Here is an 18,792-nt window from a genome sequence, read left to right as displayed (position 1 = left end):
AGGCATAGAACTCTCCGACGATACCTTTACGGAAGAGGATGACGCATGCCATGAAGATGAGGCCGGTGACGATTGTGACTGGGAAGTCGGATGTTGCGAGATAGTTCTGGAGGGCGACGACGAAGGCGGCGCCGACGATGGGTCCGATCAGCGTGCCGATGCCGCCAAGCAGCGTCATCAGGATGACCTCGCCCGACATCTGCCAGCCGACATCGGTCAGCGTTGCAAACTGGAAGACGAGTGCCTTCATGCCGCCTGCAAGGCCCGCAAGGCCTGCCGACATGACGAATGCGGCCAGCTTGTACTGATTGACGGAATAGCCGAGCGATATGGCGCGGTTTTCGTTCTCGCGCACCGATTTCAGGATCATGCCGAAGGGCGAGTTGGTGATGCGCCAGATGGCGAAGACCCCAAGCACGAACACGGCCAGCACAAAGTAATACATGTTCATCTGGTTGTTGAGATCAATGAAGCCGAACAGATATCCGCGCGGCACGCCCTGCAAGCCGTCCTCGCCATGGGTGAAGGCCGCCTGCAGGCAGAAGAAGAAGAACATCTGCGACAGCGCAAGCGTGATCATGGTCGAATAGATGCCCTGACGGCGAATGGCCAGATAGCCGATGACGAGGCCAAGCGCTGCAGCGGCAAGAACGCCGAGGATCAGCCCCACTTCCGGCGTCACGCCCCATTCCTTCACCGTATGCGCGGTGATATAGGCCGCGCCCCCGAAGAAGGCCGCATGGCCGAACGAGAGAATGCCGGTATAGCCAAGCAGCAGATTGAAGGCAGAGGCAAACAGCGCAAAGCACAGCATCTTCATCAGGAAGATCGGATAGACCACGAAGGGTGCGGCGGCCAGTGCGACGATGGCGATGACGAGGATTATGGCCGACAGGCTGTTGATCGCAGGCTTGCGGGATGAAGCAGCACCATGGCTTGCAGCCGTTGCTTTAAGAGCGGTATCAGCCATATCAGGCCTCCTTCCCGAACAGTCCGGCGGGTCGCACCAGAAGAACGATAGCCATGATAACGAAGATGACGATGCTGGAGGCTTCCGGATAGAAGACCTTGGTGAGCCCTTCGGCCAGCCCCAGCACATAGCCGGTGATGATGGCGCCGAGGATCGATCCCATGCCGCCGACAACCACCACGGCAAAAACCACGATGATGATGTTGGAGCCCATCAGCGGGCTGACCTGATAGATCGGGGCCGCCATGATGCCGGCAACGCCTGCAAGACCCGCACCCAGCGCATAGGTGAAGGTGAGAAGCAGCGGCACATTGATGCCGAAGGCTTTGACCAGTGTTGGGTTTTCGGTGGCGGCGCGCAAATAAGCGCCAAGCTTGGTCTTTTCGATCAGAAGCCAGGTGCCAAGGCAGATGATCAGCGAGGCCACGACCACCCAGGCGCGATAGTTCGGCAGGAACATGAAGCCGAGATTATGCCCGCCAGCAAGCGATGGCGGCACCGCATAGGGCTGTCCGGCAGCGCCATAATAATAGCGGAACGTGCCTTCGATCACGAGCGCCAGGCCGAAGGTGAAGAGCAGGCCATAGAGCGGATCGAGATTATAAAGCCGTGACAGCGCCACGCGCTCGACGATCGCCCCGCCGAGACCGACGATGATCGGAGCCAGAACAAGCGCTGGCCAATAGCCGATGCCAAGCCAGCTCAACAGCAGATAGCCGACAAAAGCGCCCAGCATATATTGTGCGCCATGGGCAAAATTGATGATGCGCAACAGCCCGAAGATGATGGCAAGGCCAAGGCTCAGCATGGCGTAGAACGAGCCATTGATGAGGCCAACCAGTAACTGCCCGAGAAGCGCCTGCAGGGGAATACCGAAGATCATTGTCATGTCAGACTCCCAAGGCTTCGTTCAGGGCTGCCATGCGGTCGGGCAGCTCGGCGGTCGGGAAGTTCTCCGTCACCACGCCATGATCCATGAGATAGAAGCGGTCTGCGACCTTGGCGGCAAAGCGGAAGTTCTGCTCGACCAGCAGGATGGTCATGCCGCGCTTCTTCAGTTCCACCAGCACATCGCCGATGCGCTGCACGATGACAGGCGCCAGACCTTCGGTCGGCTCGTCCAGCAGCAGCACCTTCACGCCGGTGCGCAGGATGCGCGCAATGGCCAGCATCTGCTGTTCGCCGCCCGACAGTTTGGTGCCCGGGCTGTTGCGCCGTTCATGCAGGTTCGGGAAAAGCGCGTAAATCTCGTCCAATGACATCAGGCTCTGCTCGCCTTTTGCGACGACCGGCGGCAGCAACAGGTTCTCATGCACGCTGAGCGTGGCGAAGATGCCGCGTTCTTCCGGTACGAAGCCCAGACCCGCATGGGCAATGCGGTGCAAGGGCACGCGCATGATATCCCGACCGTCCAGCGTGATCGTGCCGGTGCGCTTGCGGATGATGCCCATGATGGCGCGCAAGGTTGTCGTCTTGCCGACGCCGTTGCGGCCCAGAAGCGTGATGGTTTCGCCCGGCCAGATGTCGAGATCGACGCCATGCAGGGCATGGCTTTCGCCATACCAGGCATTCAGTCCGCGCACGGACAGGAGCGGTTGGCCTTTATTCATGTTCGGTTCCCATATAGGCGGTGCGCACGCGCTCGTCCTTCGAGACGTCGGCATAGCTGCCGGAGGCGAGGATCTCGCCGCGTTGCAGCACCGTGACATGGTGGGCGATATCGGCCACCACCTTGAGATTGTGTTCCACCATCAAAACGGCGCGATCCTTCGCGACATCGGCAATGAGGGCTGCAATGGTGTGGACGTCTTCATGGCCCATGCCGGCCATCGGCTCATCGAGCAGCAGCACTTTCGGATCGAGCGCCAGTGTGGTGGCGATTTCCAGCGCGCGCTTGCGGCCATAGGAGAGATCGGCAGCCAGTGCATGACGGGCATCGGCAAGGCCGACGCGTTCCAGAAGCTCGATTGCCTGCGCGTCCAGCCGATCCAGCGCCGAGAGCGCGCGCCAGAACTGCGTGGCAAGGCCATTCGGGCGCTGCAACGCCACCTTGACGTTTTCCAGCACAGTCAGATGCGGGAAGGTGGCCGAAATCTGGAACGAGCGCACCAGCCCCATCCGCGCCACTTTGGCCGGATCGGTTTTGGTGATCGTTTCGCCCAGAAGCGTGATCTCGCCGCTTGTCGGCTGCAAAAACTTGGTCAGGAGATTGAACACCGTCGTCTTGCCAGCCCCGTTCGGGCCGATCAGCGCATGAACACGGGCATGTTCCACATCAAGATCGACATTCTTCACCGCGTAAAAGCCGCCAAACGACTTACCTAGTCCCCGCGCCGACAAAACATGACGCCCAGAACCCTGCCGCGAATTGTCCGAACCAGACGGCCCTGCCTCACGCAGAGCCGTATCTCTCACAGTCGAAGCTTCCATCCAATCAGCCTCTTACTGCTTTACCAATGGACAGCCGCTTTCTTCCGGCTTCATATAAGCCTGATCGCCGGGGATCGTGGCCAGCACCTTATAGTAATCCCAAGGGGCCTTGCTTTCATCCGGCTTCTTCACTTCCATCAGATACATGTCGTAGATCATGCGTCCGTTGGGGCCGACCTTGCCGTGACGGGCAAAGACGTCTTCAACCGGCATTTCATGCAGCTTCTTGGCGACGGCTTCGGTTTCGTCCGTACCCGCTTCCTTGATCGCCTTCAGATATTGCGTGACGGCGGAGTAGGTGCCTGCCTGGATCATGTTCGGCATACGGCCGGTGCGGTCGAAGAAGCGCTTGCCGAATGCGCGCGATTCATCATCGCGATCCCAGTAGAAGCCTTCGGTCAGGGTCAGGCCCTGTGCGGCTTCGAGGCCGAGACCGTGCACTTCCGACAGGGTGAAGAGCAGGGCGGCGAGGCGCTGTCCGCCTGCGACAATACCGAATTCCGCGGCCTGCTTGATCGCGTTGGAGGTATCGAGACCCGCATTGGCGAGACCGACAACCTTCGCGCCGGAAGACTGCGCCTGCAGCAGGAATGAGGAGTAATCCGTAGTGGATAGCGGATGGCGGACAGAGCCCAGCACCTTGCCGCCCTTCGATTCCACAAACTTCGTGGTCTGTTCTTCCAGCGAATAGCCGAAAGCGTAATCGGCGGTCAGGAAGAACCATGTATCGCCGCCTTGCTGCACGAGCGAACCGCCGGTGCCAACCGCAAGCGCGTGGGTGTCATAGGCCCAATGGAACCCGTAAGGCGTGCACTGCTTGCCGGTCAGTTCCGACGTGGCGGCACCCGTATTGATAGTGATCTTCTTCTTGTCCTTCGACAATGCCTGTACGGCAAGGCCGACGGAGGAGGTCGTCAGTTCCATGATGGAATCGACCTGTTCTGTGTCGTACCACTGGCGCGCGATGTTTGACGCGACGTCAGGCTTGTTCTGGTGGTCGGCGGTGATGATTTCAATCGGCGCATCGAGCACCTTGCCGCCGAAATCCTCGGCGGCCATTTTGGCGGCCTCATAAGACCATTTGCCGCCGAAGTCGGCATAGACGCCCGACTGGTCGTTCAAAATACCGATCTTGACTTTACCATCGGAAATTTCAGCTGCCGAAGATATGGCCGTTGCAGCCAGCAGTGCTGCCGTTGCGATCGCAAGACGCTTCATAAAATACTCCTCCCAATAATTCCCTTAACCCCTCGATAAAATCGAACGGTATCCTCCAGTGAAGCGGCCTTGTTACAGGCGGGACAATTGGCCTCCTCAGACCAGTCGTCTTTATGCTTCCGCCCGATTTGTTCCTCCATTCGGGCTTTCAATTCGAACGGTAGCATTGACAAATGCGTACAAGAACAACAATTTTTGAACAGCGTCTGTTCAGAAATGTACAGATGCGTTTGAAGAAATGCGGGCAGTCTTTTGGGAGCCAGGCATGCGGCAGTTTACATGGGACGATCTGCAATATTTTCTGGCCGTTGCGCGCACGGGACAGCTCTCAACCGCAGCGCGGCAATTGCGCACCAGCCATGTAACGGTGCTGCGCCGCATCGACCGGCTGGAGCAGGCGCTGGCGACCAAATTATTTGAGCGCAACCCGCGTGGTTATTTGCTGACGCCAATGGGGGAACGTCTGGTCGAGCCTGCGGAAGTCATGGAACGCGAGGCCATGAAGTTCCAGACCGAGGCCACCGGCAATCTGGCGGCGCTGTCGGGTGTCGTGCGTCTTTCGACGCTTGAAGGCTTCGGCAATTTCTTTCTGGCTGATCGCCTGCCGGTGCTGGCGCAATCCTATCCGAGCCTGTTCGTGGAAGTGGTGACGATCCAGCAGATCATGTCGCTGTCGCGCCGCGAGGCAGAACTGTCGATCACGCTGCACATGCCGCGCAACGGGCCTTATCACAGCGACAAACTCACATCCTACCGGCTGTTTATCTACGGGCACCGCGACTATCTGGCCCGGCATCCGCCAATCCGCAGCAAAGAGGATTTGGCCCGCCATCCCTTCATCGGCTATATCGAGGACATGGTGTTTACACCGGGGCTGGACTATATGCGCGAGATTCTGCCCGGCCAGCGCTGCACCTATCAAAGCTCCAGCATTCACGCGCAACTCCTCGCCACACAGACCAGCTATGGCCTGTGTGTGCTTCCCTTCTTTATCGCCAGCAAACATCCTGAACTGGTGCCAGTTCTGCCCCGCGACATGCATCTGGTGCGCGAATACTGGATGAGCTGCCATGTCGACGTCATGGCAGCGCCGCGTATCCGCGTCATCAGCGATTTCATGGTTCGCGCCGTGCGGGAATTCTCAAGCGATTTTCTGGGCGAAAGCCTTTTGCAGCCGTGATTGGCGTGGCCCTGACGTCAGAGATTGACGCCGGTAAAGGCGATAAAACATGCCACGGCGAGCGCGATGCAACCAAACAAAATAATGGATAGACTAAGCGTGTTCATGGTCCCCCTCCACTTTACGCAACGTAAAGTGGGTATGCGGGGCTTTTAAAGCGGAGTCCAGCTGGAAAGTTTGCCAGTGCGACAAAAGTTGTAGGTAACAAAGGAAAAGCCCCGGACGAACCGGGGCTTTGGATTACTTCTGTTTCGCGAGGCCTTGTTCCCGCATCTGGCTGAGCGACATTTTTGGCGAAAGCGCTTCCGGATCGATGCGGATTTCGATCAAAGCAGGTTTGCCGGATTGTTCGCAGCGCTCGAAAGCGGCTGCAAAATCGGCTGTCGCTTCGACCGTTTCACCATGCAGGCCATAGGCGCGTGCAAGAGCGGCGAAATCCGGATTGGCAAGGCCCGTGCCGGAAACGCGACCCGGATAGGTGCGCTCCTGATGCATGCGGATGGTTCCGTACATGCCGTTATTGACCACCACGAAAATCGCCTTGGCATTATATTGCGCGGCGGTCGCCAGTTCCTGACCGTTCATCAGGAAGCAGCCGTCACCGGCAAAAGCCACAACGGTCCGCTCCGGTGCGGCCAGCTTGGCCGATACCGCAGCCGGGACGCCATAGCCCATGGAGCCGTTGGTGGGCGCCAATTGGCTGCGATAGGTGCGGTATTGGTAAAAGCGATGCGGCCAGGCGGAATAATTGCCAGCGCCATTGGTGATGATGGAATCGGCAGGCAGATGTGCGCGCAGCCATTCCATGATCTCGCCCATCTGCACCGCGCCCGGTATGACCGGCGTTTTCATATTATCGCGATAATCGGCGTTGGCCGTTTCGGCCCATGCCTTGCTGCGTGGAGCGGCAATGGGGGCAAGCTTCGATGCAGCGCGGGCAAAAGCCGGCATGCTGGCATTGATCGGCAGATCGGCGTGATAGACACGGCCCAGCTCTTCAGCACCCGGATGGATGTGGATGAGCTTCTGTTGCGGCACCGGAATGCTGACAAGCTCATAGCCTTGCGTGGTCATTTCGCCGAGCCGCGCGCCGATGACCACGAGAAGGTCGCTGTCGCGCACGCGCTGCGCCAGCTTCGGGCTGATCGACGTGCCCATTTCGCCGGCATAAAGCGGATGGGTGTTGTCGAACATGTCCTGACAGCGGAAGGAAGCGGCCACCGGCAGATGCATGTTTTCGGCGAATGTGCGCAGGTCGCGCACCGCGTCCTGATCCCAGCCGCCACCGCCGACGATCATCAGCGGGCGTTCAGCCTTTTCGATCAGCTGCACCATGTCCTGCAACTGGTCCTGACCCGGATGCATCTCGACCTTTTTGTAGGCCGGGGCATCGCTGACGGCGGCATAGGATGTCAGCATGTCTTCCGGCAGGGCAATCACAACCGGGCCGGGGCGTCCGTTGACGGCGCGATGAAAGGCCTGGCTGACGAGTTCTGGAATGCGGGCGGCATCGTCGATCTGCACGACCCATTTGGCCATCTGGCCGAACATGCGGCGGTAATCGACTTCCTGAAAGGCTTCGCGCTCCACCTGGTCGCTGGCCACCTGACCGATGAACAGGAGCATCGGCGTGGAATCCTGAAAGGCAGTGTGCACGCCGACGGAGGCGTTGGTTGCGCCCGGTCCGCGCGTGACGAAACAGATGCCGGGCTTGCCGGTCAGTTTGCCATGGGCGTCAGCCATATAGGCAGCGCCGCCTTCCTGACGGCAGACGATCAGATCGATTTCATCCGGTACGTCGTGAAAAGCGTCGAGCGCGGCGAGATAGCTTTCTCCGGGAACGCAGAAAACACGGTCCACGCCGTGAATGCGCAACGCGTCCACCAATATCTGGCCCCCGGTACGCGTATTGGGTTTGCTGGTCATCTGATGCATTTCCTCACTCTCAAATCTCGGACGATTGTTCGTCTCTTCTTTGGATGGCGGGGCGAACCGTAGGGCCCTTTGGATGCACCACACGCAGTTGATATTGTTCGGCCCCTCCCGGTCAAACATATGCATAACAGCATAGCCCCCGGCGTGAATACAGACTAAACATGATGAGCAAAACAGATGATCTCATGTCGGGAGGACAAGATGGCGCAAGCAAACTCTGGCAAAATTCATGTCGGCATTGGCGGCTGGGCATTCGAGCCGTGGGACGAAAGCTTTTATCCGGAGAAGCTCGCGAAGAAGCGTCAGCTGGAATATGCGTCGAGCAAGCTGACCTCGATCGAGATCAATTCCACCTATTACGGCCCGCAAAAGCCGACGACCTTCGCCAAGTGGCATGACGAAACACCAGACGGCTTTGTCTTTTCACTGAAAGCGCCACGTTTTTCGACCAATCGCCGCGTGCTGGCCGAAGCTGGCGAAAGCATTGAGCGCTTTCTGACCGGCGGCGTGATGGAGCTGAAGGAGAAGCTTGGCGTCGTCAACTGGCAGTTCATGGGAACGAAGAAATTCGATCCGGTGGATTTCGAAGCCTTTCTCAAGCTTTTGCCAAAGCGTCTTGACGGACGCGACCTGCGCCATGCGGTGGAAGTGCGCCACGACAGTTTCAATTCGCCCGAGTTCACCGCGCTGTTGCGGGAATATGGTGTTGCAGCCGTCATTGCCGGTGATAGCGCCTTTCCGCAATTTGCCGATCTGGCAGCCCCTTTCGCCTATCTGCGGATCATGGGAACCAAGGAAGGCGAGCCGCTCGGCTATAGCGAAGCCGAGCTTGATCAATGGGCGACAAGGGCCAAGGCGATTGCCGCCGGAAAGGCCCCGGGCGGTCTGCGCACCATCGAACCTGCCGTGGATGACGGCGTGGCGCGCGATGTTTATCTCTATGTTATCAGCGGCTATAAGGCGCATAATCCGCATGCGGCTATGGCCTTGATTGATCGGCTGAAATGATGCCTCGTGACGGCTGTTGATTTTCATCCGAGTCGTCCGAGACCCATCATGCCGCATCTTGATCTTCCTGCCCTTCGCGCTTTCGTAGACACCATCCCGCAGAACTATAAAGGCCCCGGCGGTATCGTCGCCGTCGTCAAGGACGGCGAAGTCGTCCTCAGCCATGCCTGGGGTTTTGCCGATCTGCGTGCGCGCCAGCCGATGACGGCGCAAACGCGGATGCCGATCTGCTCGGTCAGCAAGCAGTTTACCTGTGGGGTGCTTCTCGACAGCGTCGGCGAGCCGGAAGTGCTGGACGACGCGCTGGCCGCCTATCTCGCCGGTTTCGAGGATGAGCGTCCGAGCCTGCGCACCCTGTGCAACAACCAGTCGGGCCTGCGCGATTACTGGGCGTTGACGGTGCTTTGCGGCGGCGACCCGGAAGGTGTGTTTCTGGCCGAAGATGCACAATCGCTGCTGAAACGCCTGAAGACGACGCATTTTGCGCCGGGCAGTCATTATTCCTACAGCAATGGCAATTTCCGCATTCTGGCGGATTTGATCGAAGCCCATACGGGCCGCTCACTGGTCGATCTTCTGTCGGAGCGGATTTTCAAACCGGCTGGCATGAAGACGGCGGAGCAGATCACCGATACGGCGCAATTCACCGAATGCACCGGCTATGAAGGCGATACGGTGCGCGGCTTCCTGCCTGCCACCAACCGCATCCACTGGATGGGCGATGCGGGAATTTGCGCGTCGCTGGACGACATGATCGCCTGGGAACAGTTCATCGATGCAACGCGCGATGACGAGAACGGCCTTTATCGCCGTCTGAGCGGGCCGCAGGTTTTCAGCGATGGCGCGGCAGCGCCTTACGGCTTCGGCCTCAAATTCGAGGAAGTGGGCGGCAAGCGGCTCACCGGCCATGGCGGCGCGCTACGCGGTTGGCGCTGCCAGCGCTGGCATTGCGCCGATGAGCGGATTTCCACCATCGCCATGTTCAATTTCGAAGGCGGAGCTTCTGATCTCGCGGCCAAGCTGATGAAGCTTGCGCTCGGTGTGCCATCGCCGGAACCGGAACGGGTCGAAGCCGATGCGGGCTGGTTCGGGTCGTGGCTCGACGCTGAAACCGGTCTGGTGCTCAGCCTTGAGGATGCCGGGCGCGGTCGCATGAAAGCGCGTTTCGGGACCGGCCCGGAAGTGATGGATGTAGTGAGCAAGGACGAGGCGCGTTCCTCCATGACCACGATCCGCCGCGAGGGCGATACGATCCATCTCGCGCGCGCGGATGAAAACCTGTTCCTCACCATGAGCCGTGTGACGGGCGAGGCCAGGCGCGACATTCTTGGGCGTTTCCGCAATGAAGAGCTTGATGCGGACTTGCTTCTTGTGGCCGAAGGCGGCGCGATCTACGGTGCGTTCGAAGGGTTTCTCGGCAAAAGCGACATGTATCCGCTTTATGCCGTGGGTGCCGATGTCTGGCTTATGCCGGTGCAACGTTCGATGGATGCGCCGTCGCCGGGCGAATGGAAGCTTGTCTTCCGTCGCAATGACAAGGGCGATATTATCGAGGCTTCGGTCAGTTGCTGGCTGGCGCGAGCTGTCGACTATGTGAAAGTCTCCGGCTGAACGAGGAAAGTCATGAGCGAGCTCAAGGTCAGAACCCGCGAGACGGGTGCGGTTGCCGAAATGCCGGAAGGCCAGTTGCCGGTGATCACCACACCAACAGGCGGCAAGGTCGAGCTGGTGACGAGTGTGAGCCAGCCGGGTTTTAACCCGCTTGATCTGCTTTATGCATCGGTCGCCGCCTGCATGGCGCTGAGCGCACGCATTGCTGCAGGCAAGCTTGGTTTGCGCGAAAAGCTGGCCGATGTTCGTGTTGAGGTTAAGGGCGACAAGACACATGAAAGCCCGTCAAGCATCGAGCGGTTCCATATCGCATTTCACTTCGATGGTGATCTTTCAGCCGAAGAGAAGCGACACATCGCCGAACTGGCCGAAGAAATCTGCACCGTCAGCAATACGCTGCGCAGCAATCCCGCTTTTGACTTGAAGGTCGAATAACAAAAAAGCCCGGTTACAACCGGGCTTTTCTTCGAATGGTGGGTGATCACACCGCTTCGTCGTTGGCAGGCTTTTCCCAAAGGTTCACGCCGCCTTCGACCGCATATTTGTCGATCTCTATCAGCTCGTCTGCCGAGAAGGAGAGATTGTCCAGCGCCTTGACGTTTTCAACGATCTGCTCCGGCGAGCTTGCGCCGATCAGCGCGGAGGTGACACGCGGATCACGCAGCACCCAGGCCAGCGCCATCTGGGCGAGGCTCTGCCCGCGCTTCTTGGCGATTTCGTTGAGGCTGCGGGCGCGCTCGATATTGTCGTCGCTCAGATGCACCGGGCGCAACGATTTGTTGCCCGGCTGGTTGATGCGCGCATCCGCCGGAATGCCGTTGAGGTAGCGATTGGTCAGCAGACCCTGCGCCAGCGGCGTGAAGGCTATGACACCGGCGCCGACATCGTCGGTCGTCGACAGCAGATCCTTTTCGATCCAGCGGTTGAACAGATTGTAAGACGGTTGGTGGATCAGAAGCGGCACGTTGCGCGCTGCCAGAATCTTGGCGATTTCACGCGTCTTGCCAGCCGAATAGGACGAAATGCCGACATAAAGCGCCTTGCCCTGTTCGACAGCGCTGGCCAGCGCGCCAGCCGTTTCTTCCAGCGGCGTATTGGCATCGAAACGGTGCGAATAGAAAATATCCACATAGTCGAGGCCGAGACGTGACAGGCTCTGGTCGAGGCTTGCAAGGATTGCCTTGCGCGAGCCGCCGCCACGTCCATAGGGGCCGGACCACATTTCCCAGCCAGCCTTGCTGGAGATGATCAGCTCGTCACGATAACGGCCAAGGTCGCTTTTCAGGATCTGGCCGAAATTGCGTTCTGCCGAGCCGGGAGGCGGGCCGTAATTATTGGCAAGATCGAAATGGGTGATGCCAAGATCGAAGGCCTTGAACAGCAGCGCCTTCTGACGGTCGAGCGGAATTCCGTCTCCGAAATTGTGCCAGAGGCCGAGCGAAATGGCAGGCAGGACGAGACCACTGCGCCCGACACGGCGGAAATTGGCCTTGTCGTAGCGGTCGGAAGCGGCAAGATAAGACATGAAAAACCCTGTCGTGAGTATGGTGCGGGTGCACCTCGTATGAAATGGGCGGAAGGAATCCGATTTCTTTCCGGCGAATAACTAAGCCCACACTAGTTATAGGACGTGACGGATTTCTTTCAAACGCCGCGTAATTTTTATCCGCTTCTTCGTCAGATGACGTTGCGGATGCGTTCCACACCAAGTTTGATGACGCTTTCCATTGCTGCGCGGGCCTTTTGCGGATCGCGGGATGCGATGGCATGCGCAATACGCAGGTGATTGGCCGCGCATTCGGCAATGCCTTCCCGCGATGCGGCTGGTGAGGAAAGCTGGAACGACACGGCAAGTGCTGCCTCGATCAGCCCGCTGACAGAGCGCATGAACGGATTGCCGGACATGCGCGCAACCGCGAGATGGAATTCCAGGTCGACCTTGGCAATGGTTTCCGGCGTGTGCTGCGGATTATCGAATTTCGCGGCGAGCGCATAGAGTTCGACGATTTCGTCGCTGGTGGCGCGCTCGGCTGCGGCGGCTGCGGCAGCTGGTTCGAGCGCCATGCGCATTTCGGCCAGATGGTCGACAAAGACTTCATCGAAGCCCGCCTCGAAGCGCCATGTCAGAACATCTGGATCGAAGAAGTTCCAGCTGGCATGGCCCAGAACGCGGGTGCCGACCTTGGCCTTGGGTTCAATCAGGCGCTTGGCGGCAAGCGTTTTCATCGCCTCGCGCAGGACCGTGCGGGAAACGCCGAAGCGCAATGACAACTCGTTGTCACCGGGCAGGATCGAACCTTCGGGAATGGTGCCCGCGACAATGCCGCGCCCGAGTTCCCCCACGACGACAGCGTGGCTGTTATGCCGCTTGCGTCCGGTTATGGCCGTTTCCAGCAATCCCAATTCAGGCCTCCTTCATGCGTTGCCGCGCTAGTCTGAGATCCGAGAACCACAACAGTCCTCGTTGCAGGGCGATGAACAGGAACAGCAATATACCGATTGCGATTTTCGTCCACCAGGAAGACAGCGTGCCGTCGAAAACAATATAGGTCTGTATCAGCCCCTGTATCAGAATACCGACAAATGTTCCCGCAACCAGTCCCGCGCCGCCGGTCAGAAGCGTTCCGCCGATGACCACCGATGCGATGGCATCCAGTTCCACGCCCACCGTCGCCAGCGAATAGCCGGACGAGGTATAGAGCGTATAGACGATACCGGCGAGGCCGGAAAGCACGCCTGACATCGTATAGATGCCGATGGTTGTGCGGCCGATGGGAACGCCCATCAGTTCTGCCGATTGCTGGTTGCCGCCAAGCGCATAGATGTTTGCGCCAAAGCGCGTGCGGTGGGCGAGAATGCCGCCGACGACAAACACAGCCAGCATCAGCATGGCGATGAATGTCAGCCTGCCGCCGCCCGGCAGCCGGAAATAGAGCCCCTGCAACGTGTCGATGAAAGGGTGTGAGATCGGCACGGATTCCGTCGAGATCAGGAAGGCCGCGCCGCGCGCGAGGAACATGCCAGCCAGCGTCGCGACGAAAGGCGGGATGCCAAGATAATGGATCATCATGCCCATCCATGCGCCAAAAAGAGCGGCGATGATGAGAACGAGCCCGAATGCCACAAGTGGATGCACACCGAGCTTGCCGACGAGAACCGCAACGAAAACGCTGGTGAAGGCAATCACCGAGCCAACGGAGAGATCGATGCCGCCGGAAATAATGACGAAGGTCATGCCGACGGCGGCAATGCCGAGAAAGGCATTGTCGGTCAACAGATTGCCGATCACTCGCGTCGACAGCATGTTCGGGAACTGCACGGCGCAGATCGCATAGGCGATCAGGAAAATCGCCACCGTGGTCAGAAAGGGCAGGTTGCGAAGAATTCTCATTGTCCTGCTCCTCGCTGAGGCCGGGCCTCTTGCCGGGGCTGTGCGTTCTGATGGGTGCGATTGGCCGCGCCGCCCTTACGCTGCGAGCGCAGGAAACCGATCAGGTTGACGATGGCCGCCGACTGGAAGGTGAGCACCACGATGATGATGCCTGCCTTGATGATGAGGTTGAATTCCGGCGGGAAGCCCGCCATCAGAATGCCGGTGTTGATCGACTGGATGATGAGCGCGCCGAGCAGCGAGGCGGTGATCGAGAAACGCCCGCCATTGAGTGACGTACCACCGATGACAACGGCCAGAATGGCATCGAGTTCAAGCCACAGACCGGCATTGTTGGCATCCGCGCCGCGAATGTCGGCGGTTGCGATCAAGCCTGCAAGCGCTGCGCCAACGCCAGAAACGGCATAAACGCTGAACAGCAGGAAGCGTGCCTTGACGCCCGCCAGCATGGCAGCGCGGCGATTGATGCCGGTTGCCTCGATCAGAAAACCGAGCGCGCTGGAGCGCACTGCAACGCCGACGACCAGCCCGGCCAGAATCCAGATCAGCACCGGGATGGGTATGCCGATAAACGAGCCGGAACCAAGTGCGGCGAAGGCGTCATTGTTGAAGGTGAGGATTGCGCCTTCAGTGATGAGCTGGGCGATACCGCGCCCGGCCACCATGAGGATCAGGGTTGCGATAATCGGCTGTATATCGAAGACGGCAACCAGAAAGCCGTTCCACAGGCCACAGAGCAGGCCGACGCCGAGAGCAGCCGGAATGACGATAGCGAGCGGATAGCCCGCGACGATCAGCGATGCGGCGAAAGCGCCGCTGATCGCCATGACCGCGCCGACGGAAAGGTCGATGCCGCGTGTAGCGATCACCAGCGTCATGCCGACGGCCAGAATGGCGACAGGTGCCGCGCGCACCAGAATGTCGATCAGGCTGCCGTAAAGGCGGCCATTCTGGAACGAAACATCAAGGAAGCCGGGCGAGATGATAGTGTTTGCGGCAAGTATCAGAATGAGGGCTGCAAGCTGCGGCGCCAGTCTTTTGAATTTTCTGGATATGCGGGCGATCATGCTGCGGCTTCCTTCTGGCTTGCAGAAGCGATTTTCGGGCCGGTCTCTGCTATTGCGCGCACGATATTGTCGGCGGTGATTTCTTCACCCCGCAATTCCGCGACATGGCGGCGGTCCGACAGAACCACCACGCGATTGGCGACGGCGGCCAGTTCTTCGAATTCGGACGAGATGATGACAAGCGCCATGCCTTGTCCGCAAAGTTCGCCGATCAGTTTGAGAATTTCGGCATGCGCCCCGATGTCGATACCGCGCGTCGGTTCATCGAGAATCAGAAGGCGTGGATCGGTGGCGAGCCAGCGCGCCAGAATGGCCTTTTGCTGGTTGCCGCCGGACAGAAACTTGATCGGCTTGTGCGGATCGGGCGGACGGATATCGAGCGCCTTGATATAGCGGTCGGCCAGCGCCGCCTTTTCACGCGAAGACAGCGGCTTTGACCAGCCGCGTTTGCCCTGCACGGCAAGCGCAATATTTTCGGCCACCGAAAAATCACCGATGATGCCGTCTGTCTTGCGTTCTTCCGGGCAGAAGGCGAACCTCTCCGATATGGCCGCGACGGGTGAGGGCAGCTTTATCTCCTTGCCATCGACGGTGAGCTGGCCGCTATCGGCTTCATCGACGCCAAACATGAGAAGGGCGGTTTCGGTGCGGCCCGAACCCAGCAGGCCTGCAATGCCGACAGCTTCGCCGGGCTTGATGGCGAGATCGAACGGGGCAACGCTGCCTTTCTTGCCGTAGCCAGAAAAGCGGATGGGCGCGACCGTGTCGTCGCTCACCTCTTCGGTCAGCTGACGGCGCACGGTTTCCTGCAACTGGTGGCCGAGCATCATGGAGATGAGGTCGGTGCGCGGCAGTTCCGACAGGTTGCGGCTGCCGACCAGACGACCGTTGCGCAGCACGGTGGCGCAATCGGCAATCGCATAGACCTGATCCAGAAAATGCGTGATGACGATGATGCCGAGCCCTTCAGCCTTCAACTGGCGCAGCACGGTGAACAGCATTTCGACTTCGCGCGCATCAAGGCTGGCGGTCGGCTCGTCAAGAACAAGCACCTTGCCCGACAAATCGACGGCGCGTGCAATCGCGATGATCTGGCGTATGGCGACGGAGTAGGCCGAGAGCGGCGCGCTGACATCGATGCCGAGACCGTAGCGCGCGAGAAGGGTGGTTGCGTCCTTTTCCATACGCCGACGATCGACAAAGCCGAAACGGCGCGGCTGGCGTCCGAGAAACAGGTTTTCGGCGACAGTGAGGTTCTCCAGCAGGTTCACTTCCTGATAGACGGTGCCGATGCCGAGCGTCTGCGCCTCCGCCACGGAGGCTGGCGCAATGGGCTCTCCGTCAAGAAGGATCGAGCCGTCAAAGCCATGATAGGCGCCGGTCAAAATCTTGATGAGTGTGGATTTACCCGCACCGTTTTCACCGAGTAAGGCATGGATTTCGCCGCGACGCAGCGCGAAATCGACATGGTCAAGTGCGGTGACGCCCAGAAAGGATTTGGTGATCGAGCGAGCTTCGAGAAGCGGTATAACCGACGCCTGTTGAGCGCCTGTTTCAGGGCGAGCCATGGCAGTCTTCCGTTTGCGAATTGCAACGATACCCTTCGCCGGAGCAAGCCGAAGCAGGCCGCGCCGAAGGGAAACCCGGGCCGCCGAAAGCTGGCGGCCCGAATGACACGAAGATTAGTAGCCGAGGCCCTTCTTGGCTTCGTACACAGCCTTCGGATCGTCAGCCTGCGTATAAAGCTTGGATTCCGTCTGGATCCACTTCGGCGGAACGGTGCCCTTGGCCTTGAAGGCTTCAATCGCATCGAAAGCCGGACCGGCCATGTTCGGCGTCAGCTCCACGGTGGCATTGGCTTCGCCATTGGCCATGGCCTGGAAGATATCAGGCACGGAATCGATCGACACGATCTTGATGTCGGTGCCCGGCTTCAGGCCTGCTTCCTTGATCGCCTGAATGGCGCCGACGGCCATGTCGTCATTATGGGCATAGACAGCGCAGATGTTCTTGCCGCCGCCTTCAGCCTTGATGAAGCTTTCCATGACTTCCTTGCCCTTGGTGCGGGTAAAGTCGCCGGTCTGCGAACGGGAAATCTTGATGTTGTCGTGACCCTTGATCGCTTCTTCAAAGCCCTTTTTGCGGTTGATCGCAGGCGACGAACCGGTCGTGCCCTGAAGTTCGACCACATTGCAGGACTTGTCGCCCACGTCCTTCACCAGCCACTCACCGGCAACCTTGCCTTCATGGACCTGATCGGAAGTCACGGCGGTGAGATAGAGATCTTCCGGGGAATCGATCTGGCGGTCGAGCAGAACGACCGGAATTTCAGCTTCCTTGGCTTCCTTCAGGACGGCGTCCCAGCCGGTCGAGACGACCGGTGCGATCAGGATCGCATCCACGCCCTGTGCGATGAAGCCACGCACGGCCTTGATCTGGTTTTCCTGCTTCTGCTGCGCATCGGCGAATTTCAGCGTATATCCGCGCTTTTCAGCTTCCTGCTTGGTCAGGGCTGTCTCTGCGGCGCGCCAGCCCGATTCAGAGCCGATCTGCGAGAAGCCGACCGTCAGCGATGCCGCCGACACGCTTGAAATCAAGGCGAACGAAAAGACAGCCGACAGGGCGGCGATACTGCGTTTCATGATTGTTCCTCCCAATAAAAAGGCCCTCCCGGCCTTCCTGTTTATGAAGCATATAATATTACTTTATAGCAAGCGTCTTTCGCTGGATCACAATAAATTTTGGCTGCGACAAACAGGCATTTCTGCCATTATATAAGTAAAATCAAATGGTTCATTACTTATATAGGCGCCTCATATCGTCCGTCTGTGTATGGGGCGGTTCAGCTTGCTTGACAAAGCAGGTCTTGGCAAAATAGTCATATTAATAATAGAAGTTGCCGCAAAGCGTTAGCATGCGTTTAATCAGCCGGTATGGAGTGCCCGCGATATTTTCGCGGTTAGGGAGGTTCAATGTTACGTCTGGTACAGTTCCGCGATGCGGGCGGTGAAACGCGTGTGGCTGCATGCGGGGATGATGGTGCGGCACATATCGTCAAAGGCGCTTCGACGACCTATGAACTGGCCTGGGCGGCAATTGGTGCGGGCATTAGCCTTGCGGAGCAGGTAGAGCGCAGTGGCAAGGGCGAAGCCGTCGATATCGACGCTGCGCTGGCTGCGGGTCGCGTAGGCCTGCCGATCACCCATTCCGATCCGGCTCACCTGATTGTTGCAGGCACTGGCCTCACGCATCTTGGTTCCGCCGATGGTCGCGACAAGATGCACAAGGCGGCGCAGGCTGCCGAAAAGCCGACCGATTCGATGCGCATGTTCCTGATGGGCGTCGAAGGCGGCAAGCCTAAGCCCGGCGAAACCGGCGTTCAGCCGGAATGGTTCTACAAGGGTGATGGTTCCGCGCTGGTCGCGACCGGCGGCGAACTGGTTTCTCCTTCCTTCGCCGAAGATGGCGGTGAAGAGCCAGAGCTTGCAGGCATTTATCTGATCGGCCCGGATGGTCAGCCGCACCGCCTTGGCTTCTGCCTCGCCAACGAATTTTCCGATCATGTGACCGAAAAGCAGAATTATCTCTGGCTCGCTCATTCCAAGCTGCGTCAGGCGTCGCTTGGACCGGAGCTTTATGTCGGCGCGCTGCCGGATCATGTGGAAGGCGTTTCGCGCATTCGTCGCGGCAATGAGGTGATCTTCGAAAAGCCGTTCCTGTCGGGTGAAGCGAACATGTCGCACACCATCGCCAATCTGGAACACCATCATTTCAAATACGAGCTGTTCCGCCGCCCGGGCGATATTCACGTGCATTTCTTCGGCACGGCGACCCTGTCCTTCTCGGAAGGTGTGAAGACGCAAACCGGCGACCAGTTCGAGATTTCGGCCAAGCCGTTCCGTTATCCGCTGGTCAACAAGCTCGCTGAGGCGACAAAGGCACAGGCTGCGGCGGAGAAAATCGCCGTCAGCGCATTGTGAGT

Annotated in this window: 17 protein-coding genes; 5 read left to right on the top strand and 12 right to left on the bottom strand. The window is 59.0% G+C overall.

What is annotated here, in order from left to right; genetic code table 11:
* The 5 genes from ACTJKP_RS04965 to ACTJKP_RS04945 form a co-directional block, all read right to left on the bottom strand.
* Window positions 1-970, bottom strand: a 970-nt coding sequence (locus ACTJKP_RS04965; RefSeq protein WP_440629870.1) for a branched-chain amino acid ABC transporter permease, incomplete at its 3' end; no start/stop codon positions are given.
* 1 nt (window position 971) lies between these two features.
* On the bottom strand, window positions 972-1,859 hold the full coding sequence (locus ACTJKP_RS04960; RefSeq protein ID WP_078341355.1) for a branched-chain amino acid ABC transporter permease: 888 nt from the start codon (window positions 1,857-1,859) through the stop codon (window positions 972-974).
* Window position 1,860: 1 nt separating this feature from the next.
* Window positions 1,861-2,580, bottom strand: a complete 720-nt coding sequence (locus ACTJKP_RS04955; RefSeq protein ID WP_078341354.1) for an ABC transporter ATP-binding protein — start codon at window positions 2,578-2,580, stop codon at window positions 1,861-1,863.
* Window positions 2,573-3,400 carry an ABC transporter ATP-binding protein gene (locus ACTJKP_RS04950; RefSeq protein WP_440629869.1) on the bottom strand — a complete coding sequence of 276 codons (828 nt, stop codon included), beginning with the start codon at window positions 3,398-3,400 and terminating at the stop codon, window positions 2,573-2,575. The genes ACTJKP_RS04955 and ACTJKP_RS04950 overlap by 8 nt, the downstream gene beginning before the upstream one ends.
* 12 nt (window positions 3,401-3,412) lie before the next feature.
* Window positions 3,413-4,618, bottom strand: a complete 1,206-nt coding sequence (locus ACTJKP_RS04945; RefSeq protein WP_078338859.1) for an ABC transporter substrate-binding protein — start codon at window positions 4,616-4,618, stop codon at window positions 3,413-3,415.
* 265 nt (window positions 4,619-4,883) lie between these two features.
* On the opposite strand from ACTJKP_RS04945, the gene ACTJKP_RS04940 reads away from it, so the two are divergent.
* Entirely contained in the window at window positions 4,884-5,798 is a 915-nt protein-coding gene (locus ACTJKP_RS04940; RefSeq protein WP_440629868.1) for a LysR family transcriptional regulator, read from the top strand.
* 240 nt (window positions 5,799-6,038) lie between these two features.
* On the opposite strand, the gene ACTJKP_RS04935 is transcribed toward ACTJKP_RS04940, so the two are convergent.
* Complete coding sequence (locus tag ACTJKP_RS04935) at window positions 6,039-7,724, bottom strand: thiamine pyrophosphate-binding protein (RefSeq protein ID WP_078338884.1); 1,686 nt, start codon at window positions 7,722-7,724, stop codon at window positions 6,039-6,041.
* 210 nt (window positions 7,725-7,934) lie between these two features.
* On the opposite strand from ACTJKP_RS04935, the gene ACTJKP_RS04930 reads away from it, so the two are divergent.
* From ACTJKP_RS04930 to ACTJKP_RS04920, 3 genes are read left to right on the top strand one after another with little or no spacing between them, the layout of a single operon-like run.
* Window positions 7,935-8,741, top strand: coding sequence for a DUF72 domain-containing protein (locus ACTJKP_RS04930; RefSeq protein WP_440629867.1), 807 nt, complete (start codon window positions 7,935-7,937; stop codon window positions 8,739-8,741).
* Between the two features lie 48 nt (window positions 8,742-8,789).
* Window positions 8,790-10,352 (top strand): D-aminopeptidase, encoded by a 1,563-nt coding sequence (locus tag ACTJKP_RS04925; RefSeq protein WP_440629866.1) that lies wholly within the window; start codon window positions 8,790-8,792, stop codon window positions 10,350-10,352.
* A 12-nt stretch (window positions 10,353-10,364) separates the two neighbouring features.
* Entirely contained in the window at window positions 10,365-10,787 is a 423-nt protein-coding gene (locus ACTJKP_RS04920; RefSeq protein WP_440629865.1) for an OsmC family protein, read from the top strand.
* A 46-nt stretch (window positions 10,788-10,833) separates the two neighbouring features.
* Here ACTJKP_RS04920 and mgrA read toward each other — a convergent pair whose 3' ends face one another.
* The 6 genes from mgrA to ytfQ form a co-directional block, all read right to left on the bottom strand.
* The gene (gene mgrA, locus ACTJKP_RS04915; protein WP_440629864.1) at window positions 10,834-11,877 is read right to left on the bottom strand and encodes an L-glyceraldehyde 3-phosphate reductase; all 1,044 of its coding nucleotides are present in this window, start codon (window positions 11,875-11,877) and stop codon (window positions 10,834-10,836) included.
* Between the two features lie 152 nt (window positions 11,878-12,029).
* Entirely contained in the window at window positions 12,030-12,755 is a 726-nt protein-coding gene (locus ACTJKP_RS04910) for a FadR/GntR family transcriptional regulator (protein ID WP_078338854.1), read from the bottom strand.
* 1 nt (window position 12,756) lies between these two features.
* Window positions 12,757-13,743, bottom strand: a complete 987-nt coding sequence (gene yjfF / locus ACTJKP_RS04905) for a galactofuranose ABC transporter, permease protein YjfF (RefSeq protein WP_440629863.1) — start codon at window positions 13,741-13,743, stop codon at window positions 12,757-12,759.
* Window positions 13,740-14,810 carry an ABC transporter permease gene (locus ACTJKP_RS04900; RefSeq protein ID WP_440629862.1) on the bottom strand — a complete coding sequence of 357 codons (1,071 nt, stop codon included), beginning with the start codon at window positions 14,808-14,810 and terminating at the stop codon, window positions 13,740-13,742. Before ACTJKP_RS04900 ends, yjfF begins: the two co-directional genes overlap by 4 nt.
* On the bottom strand, window positions 14,807-16,378 hold the full coding sequence (locus ACTJKP_RS04895; protein WP_440629861.1) for a sugar ABC transporter ATP-binding protein: 1,572 nt from the start codon (window positions 16,376-16,378) through the stop codon (window positions 14,807-14,809). The genes ACTJKP_RS04900 and ACTJKP_RS04895 overlap by 4 nt, the downstream gene beginning before the upstream one ends.
* Before the next feature lie 114 nt (window positions 16,379-16,492).
* Window positions 16,493-17,452, bottom strand: a complete 960-nt coding sequence (gene ytfQ, locus ACTJKP_RS04890; protein WP_078338851.1) for a galactofuranose ABC transporter, galactofuranose-binding protein YtfQ — start codon at window positions 17,450-17,452, stop codon at window positions 16,493-16,495.
* A 330-nt stretch (window positions 17,453-17,782) separates the two neighbouring features.
* Here ytfQ and araD1 point away from each other — a divergent pair, with 330 nt between their 5' ends.
* Complete coding sequence (gene araD1, locus ACTJKP_RS04885) at window positions 17,783-18,790, top strand: AraD1 family protein (protein ID WP_440629860.1); 1,008 nt, start codon at window positions 17,783-17,785, stop codon at window positions 18,788-18,790.
* The last annotated feature ends 2 nt before the right edge of the window (window positions 18,791-18,792 follow it).

It is taken from the genome of Brucella sp. 22210 (genome assembly GCF_052045675.1).
Taxonomy (GTDB): domain Bacteria; phylum Pseudomonadota; class Alphaproteobacteria; order Rhizobiales; family Rhizobiaceae; genus Brucella.
This window is presented reverse-complemented; position numbering and strand designations above follow the sequence as displayed.

Bases quoted from the DNA above. Each gene is read 5' to 3' on its own strand.
- ACTJKP_RS04955 (WP_078341354.1), bottom strand. From the start codon at position 2,580: ATGAATAAAGGCCAACCGCTCCTGTCCGTGCGCGGACTGAATGCCTGG.
- ACTJKP_RS04945 (WP_078338859.1), bottom strand. From the start codon at position 4,618: ATGAAGCGTCTTGCGATCGCAACGGCAGCACTGCTGGCTGCAACGGCC.
- ytfQ (WP_078338851.1), bottom strand. From the start codon at position 17,452: ATGAAACGCAGTATCGCCGCCCTGTCGGCTGTCTTTTCGTTCGCCTTG.
- ACTJKP_RS04920 (WP_440629865.1), top strand. From the start codon at position 10,365: ATGAGCGAGCTCAAGGTCAGAACCCGCGAGACGGGTGCGGTTGCCGAA.
- yjfF (WP_440629863.1), bottom strand. From the start codon at position 13,743: ATGAGAATTCTTCGCAACCTGCCCTTTCTGACCACGGTGGCGATTTTC.
- ACTJKP_RS04930 (WP_440629867.1), top strand. From the start codon at position 7,935: ATGGCGCAAGCAAACTCTGGCAAAATTCATGTCGGCATTGGCGGCTGG.
- ACTJKP_RS04895 (WP_440629861.1), bottom strand. From the start codon at position 16,378: ATGGCTCGCCCTGAAACAGGCGCTCAACAGGCGTCGGTTATACCGCTT.
- ACTJKP_RS04900 (WP_440629862.1), bottom strand. From the start codon at position 14,810: ATGATCGCCCGCATATCCAGAAAATTCAAAAGACTGGCGCCGCAGCTT.
- ACTJKP_RS04940 (WP_440629868.1), top strand. From the start codon at position 4,884: ATGCGGCAGTTTACATGGGACGATCTGCAATATTTTCTGGCCGTTGCG.
- ACTJKP_RS04950 (WP_440629869.1), bottom strand. From the start codon at position 3,400: ATGGAAGCTTCGACTGTGAGAGATACGGCTCTGCGTGAGGCAGGGCCG.
- ACTJKP_RS04925 (WP_440629866.1), top strand. From the start codon at position 8,790: ATGCCGCATCTTGATCTTCCTGCCCTTCGCGCTTTCGTAGACACCATC.
- mgrA (WP_440629864.1), bottom strand. From the start codon at position 11,877: ATGTCTTATCTTGCCGCTTCCGACCGCTACGACAAGGCCAATTTCCGC.
- ACTJKP_RS04960 (WP_078341355.1), bottom strand. From the start codon at position 1,859: ATGACAATGATCTTCGGTATTCCCCTGCAGGCGCTTCTCGGGCAGTTA.
- araD1 (WP_440629860.1), top strand. From the start codon at position 17,783: ATGTTACGTCTGGTACAGTTCCGCGATGCGGGCGGTGAAACGCGTGTG.
- ACTJKP_RS04935 (WP_078338884.1), bottom strand. From the start codon at position 7,724: ATGACCAGCAAACCCAATACGCGTACCGGGGGCCAGATATTGGTGGAC.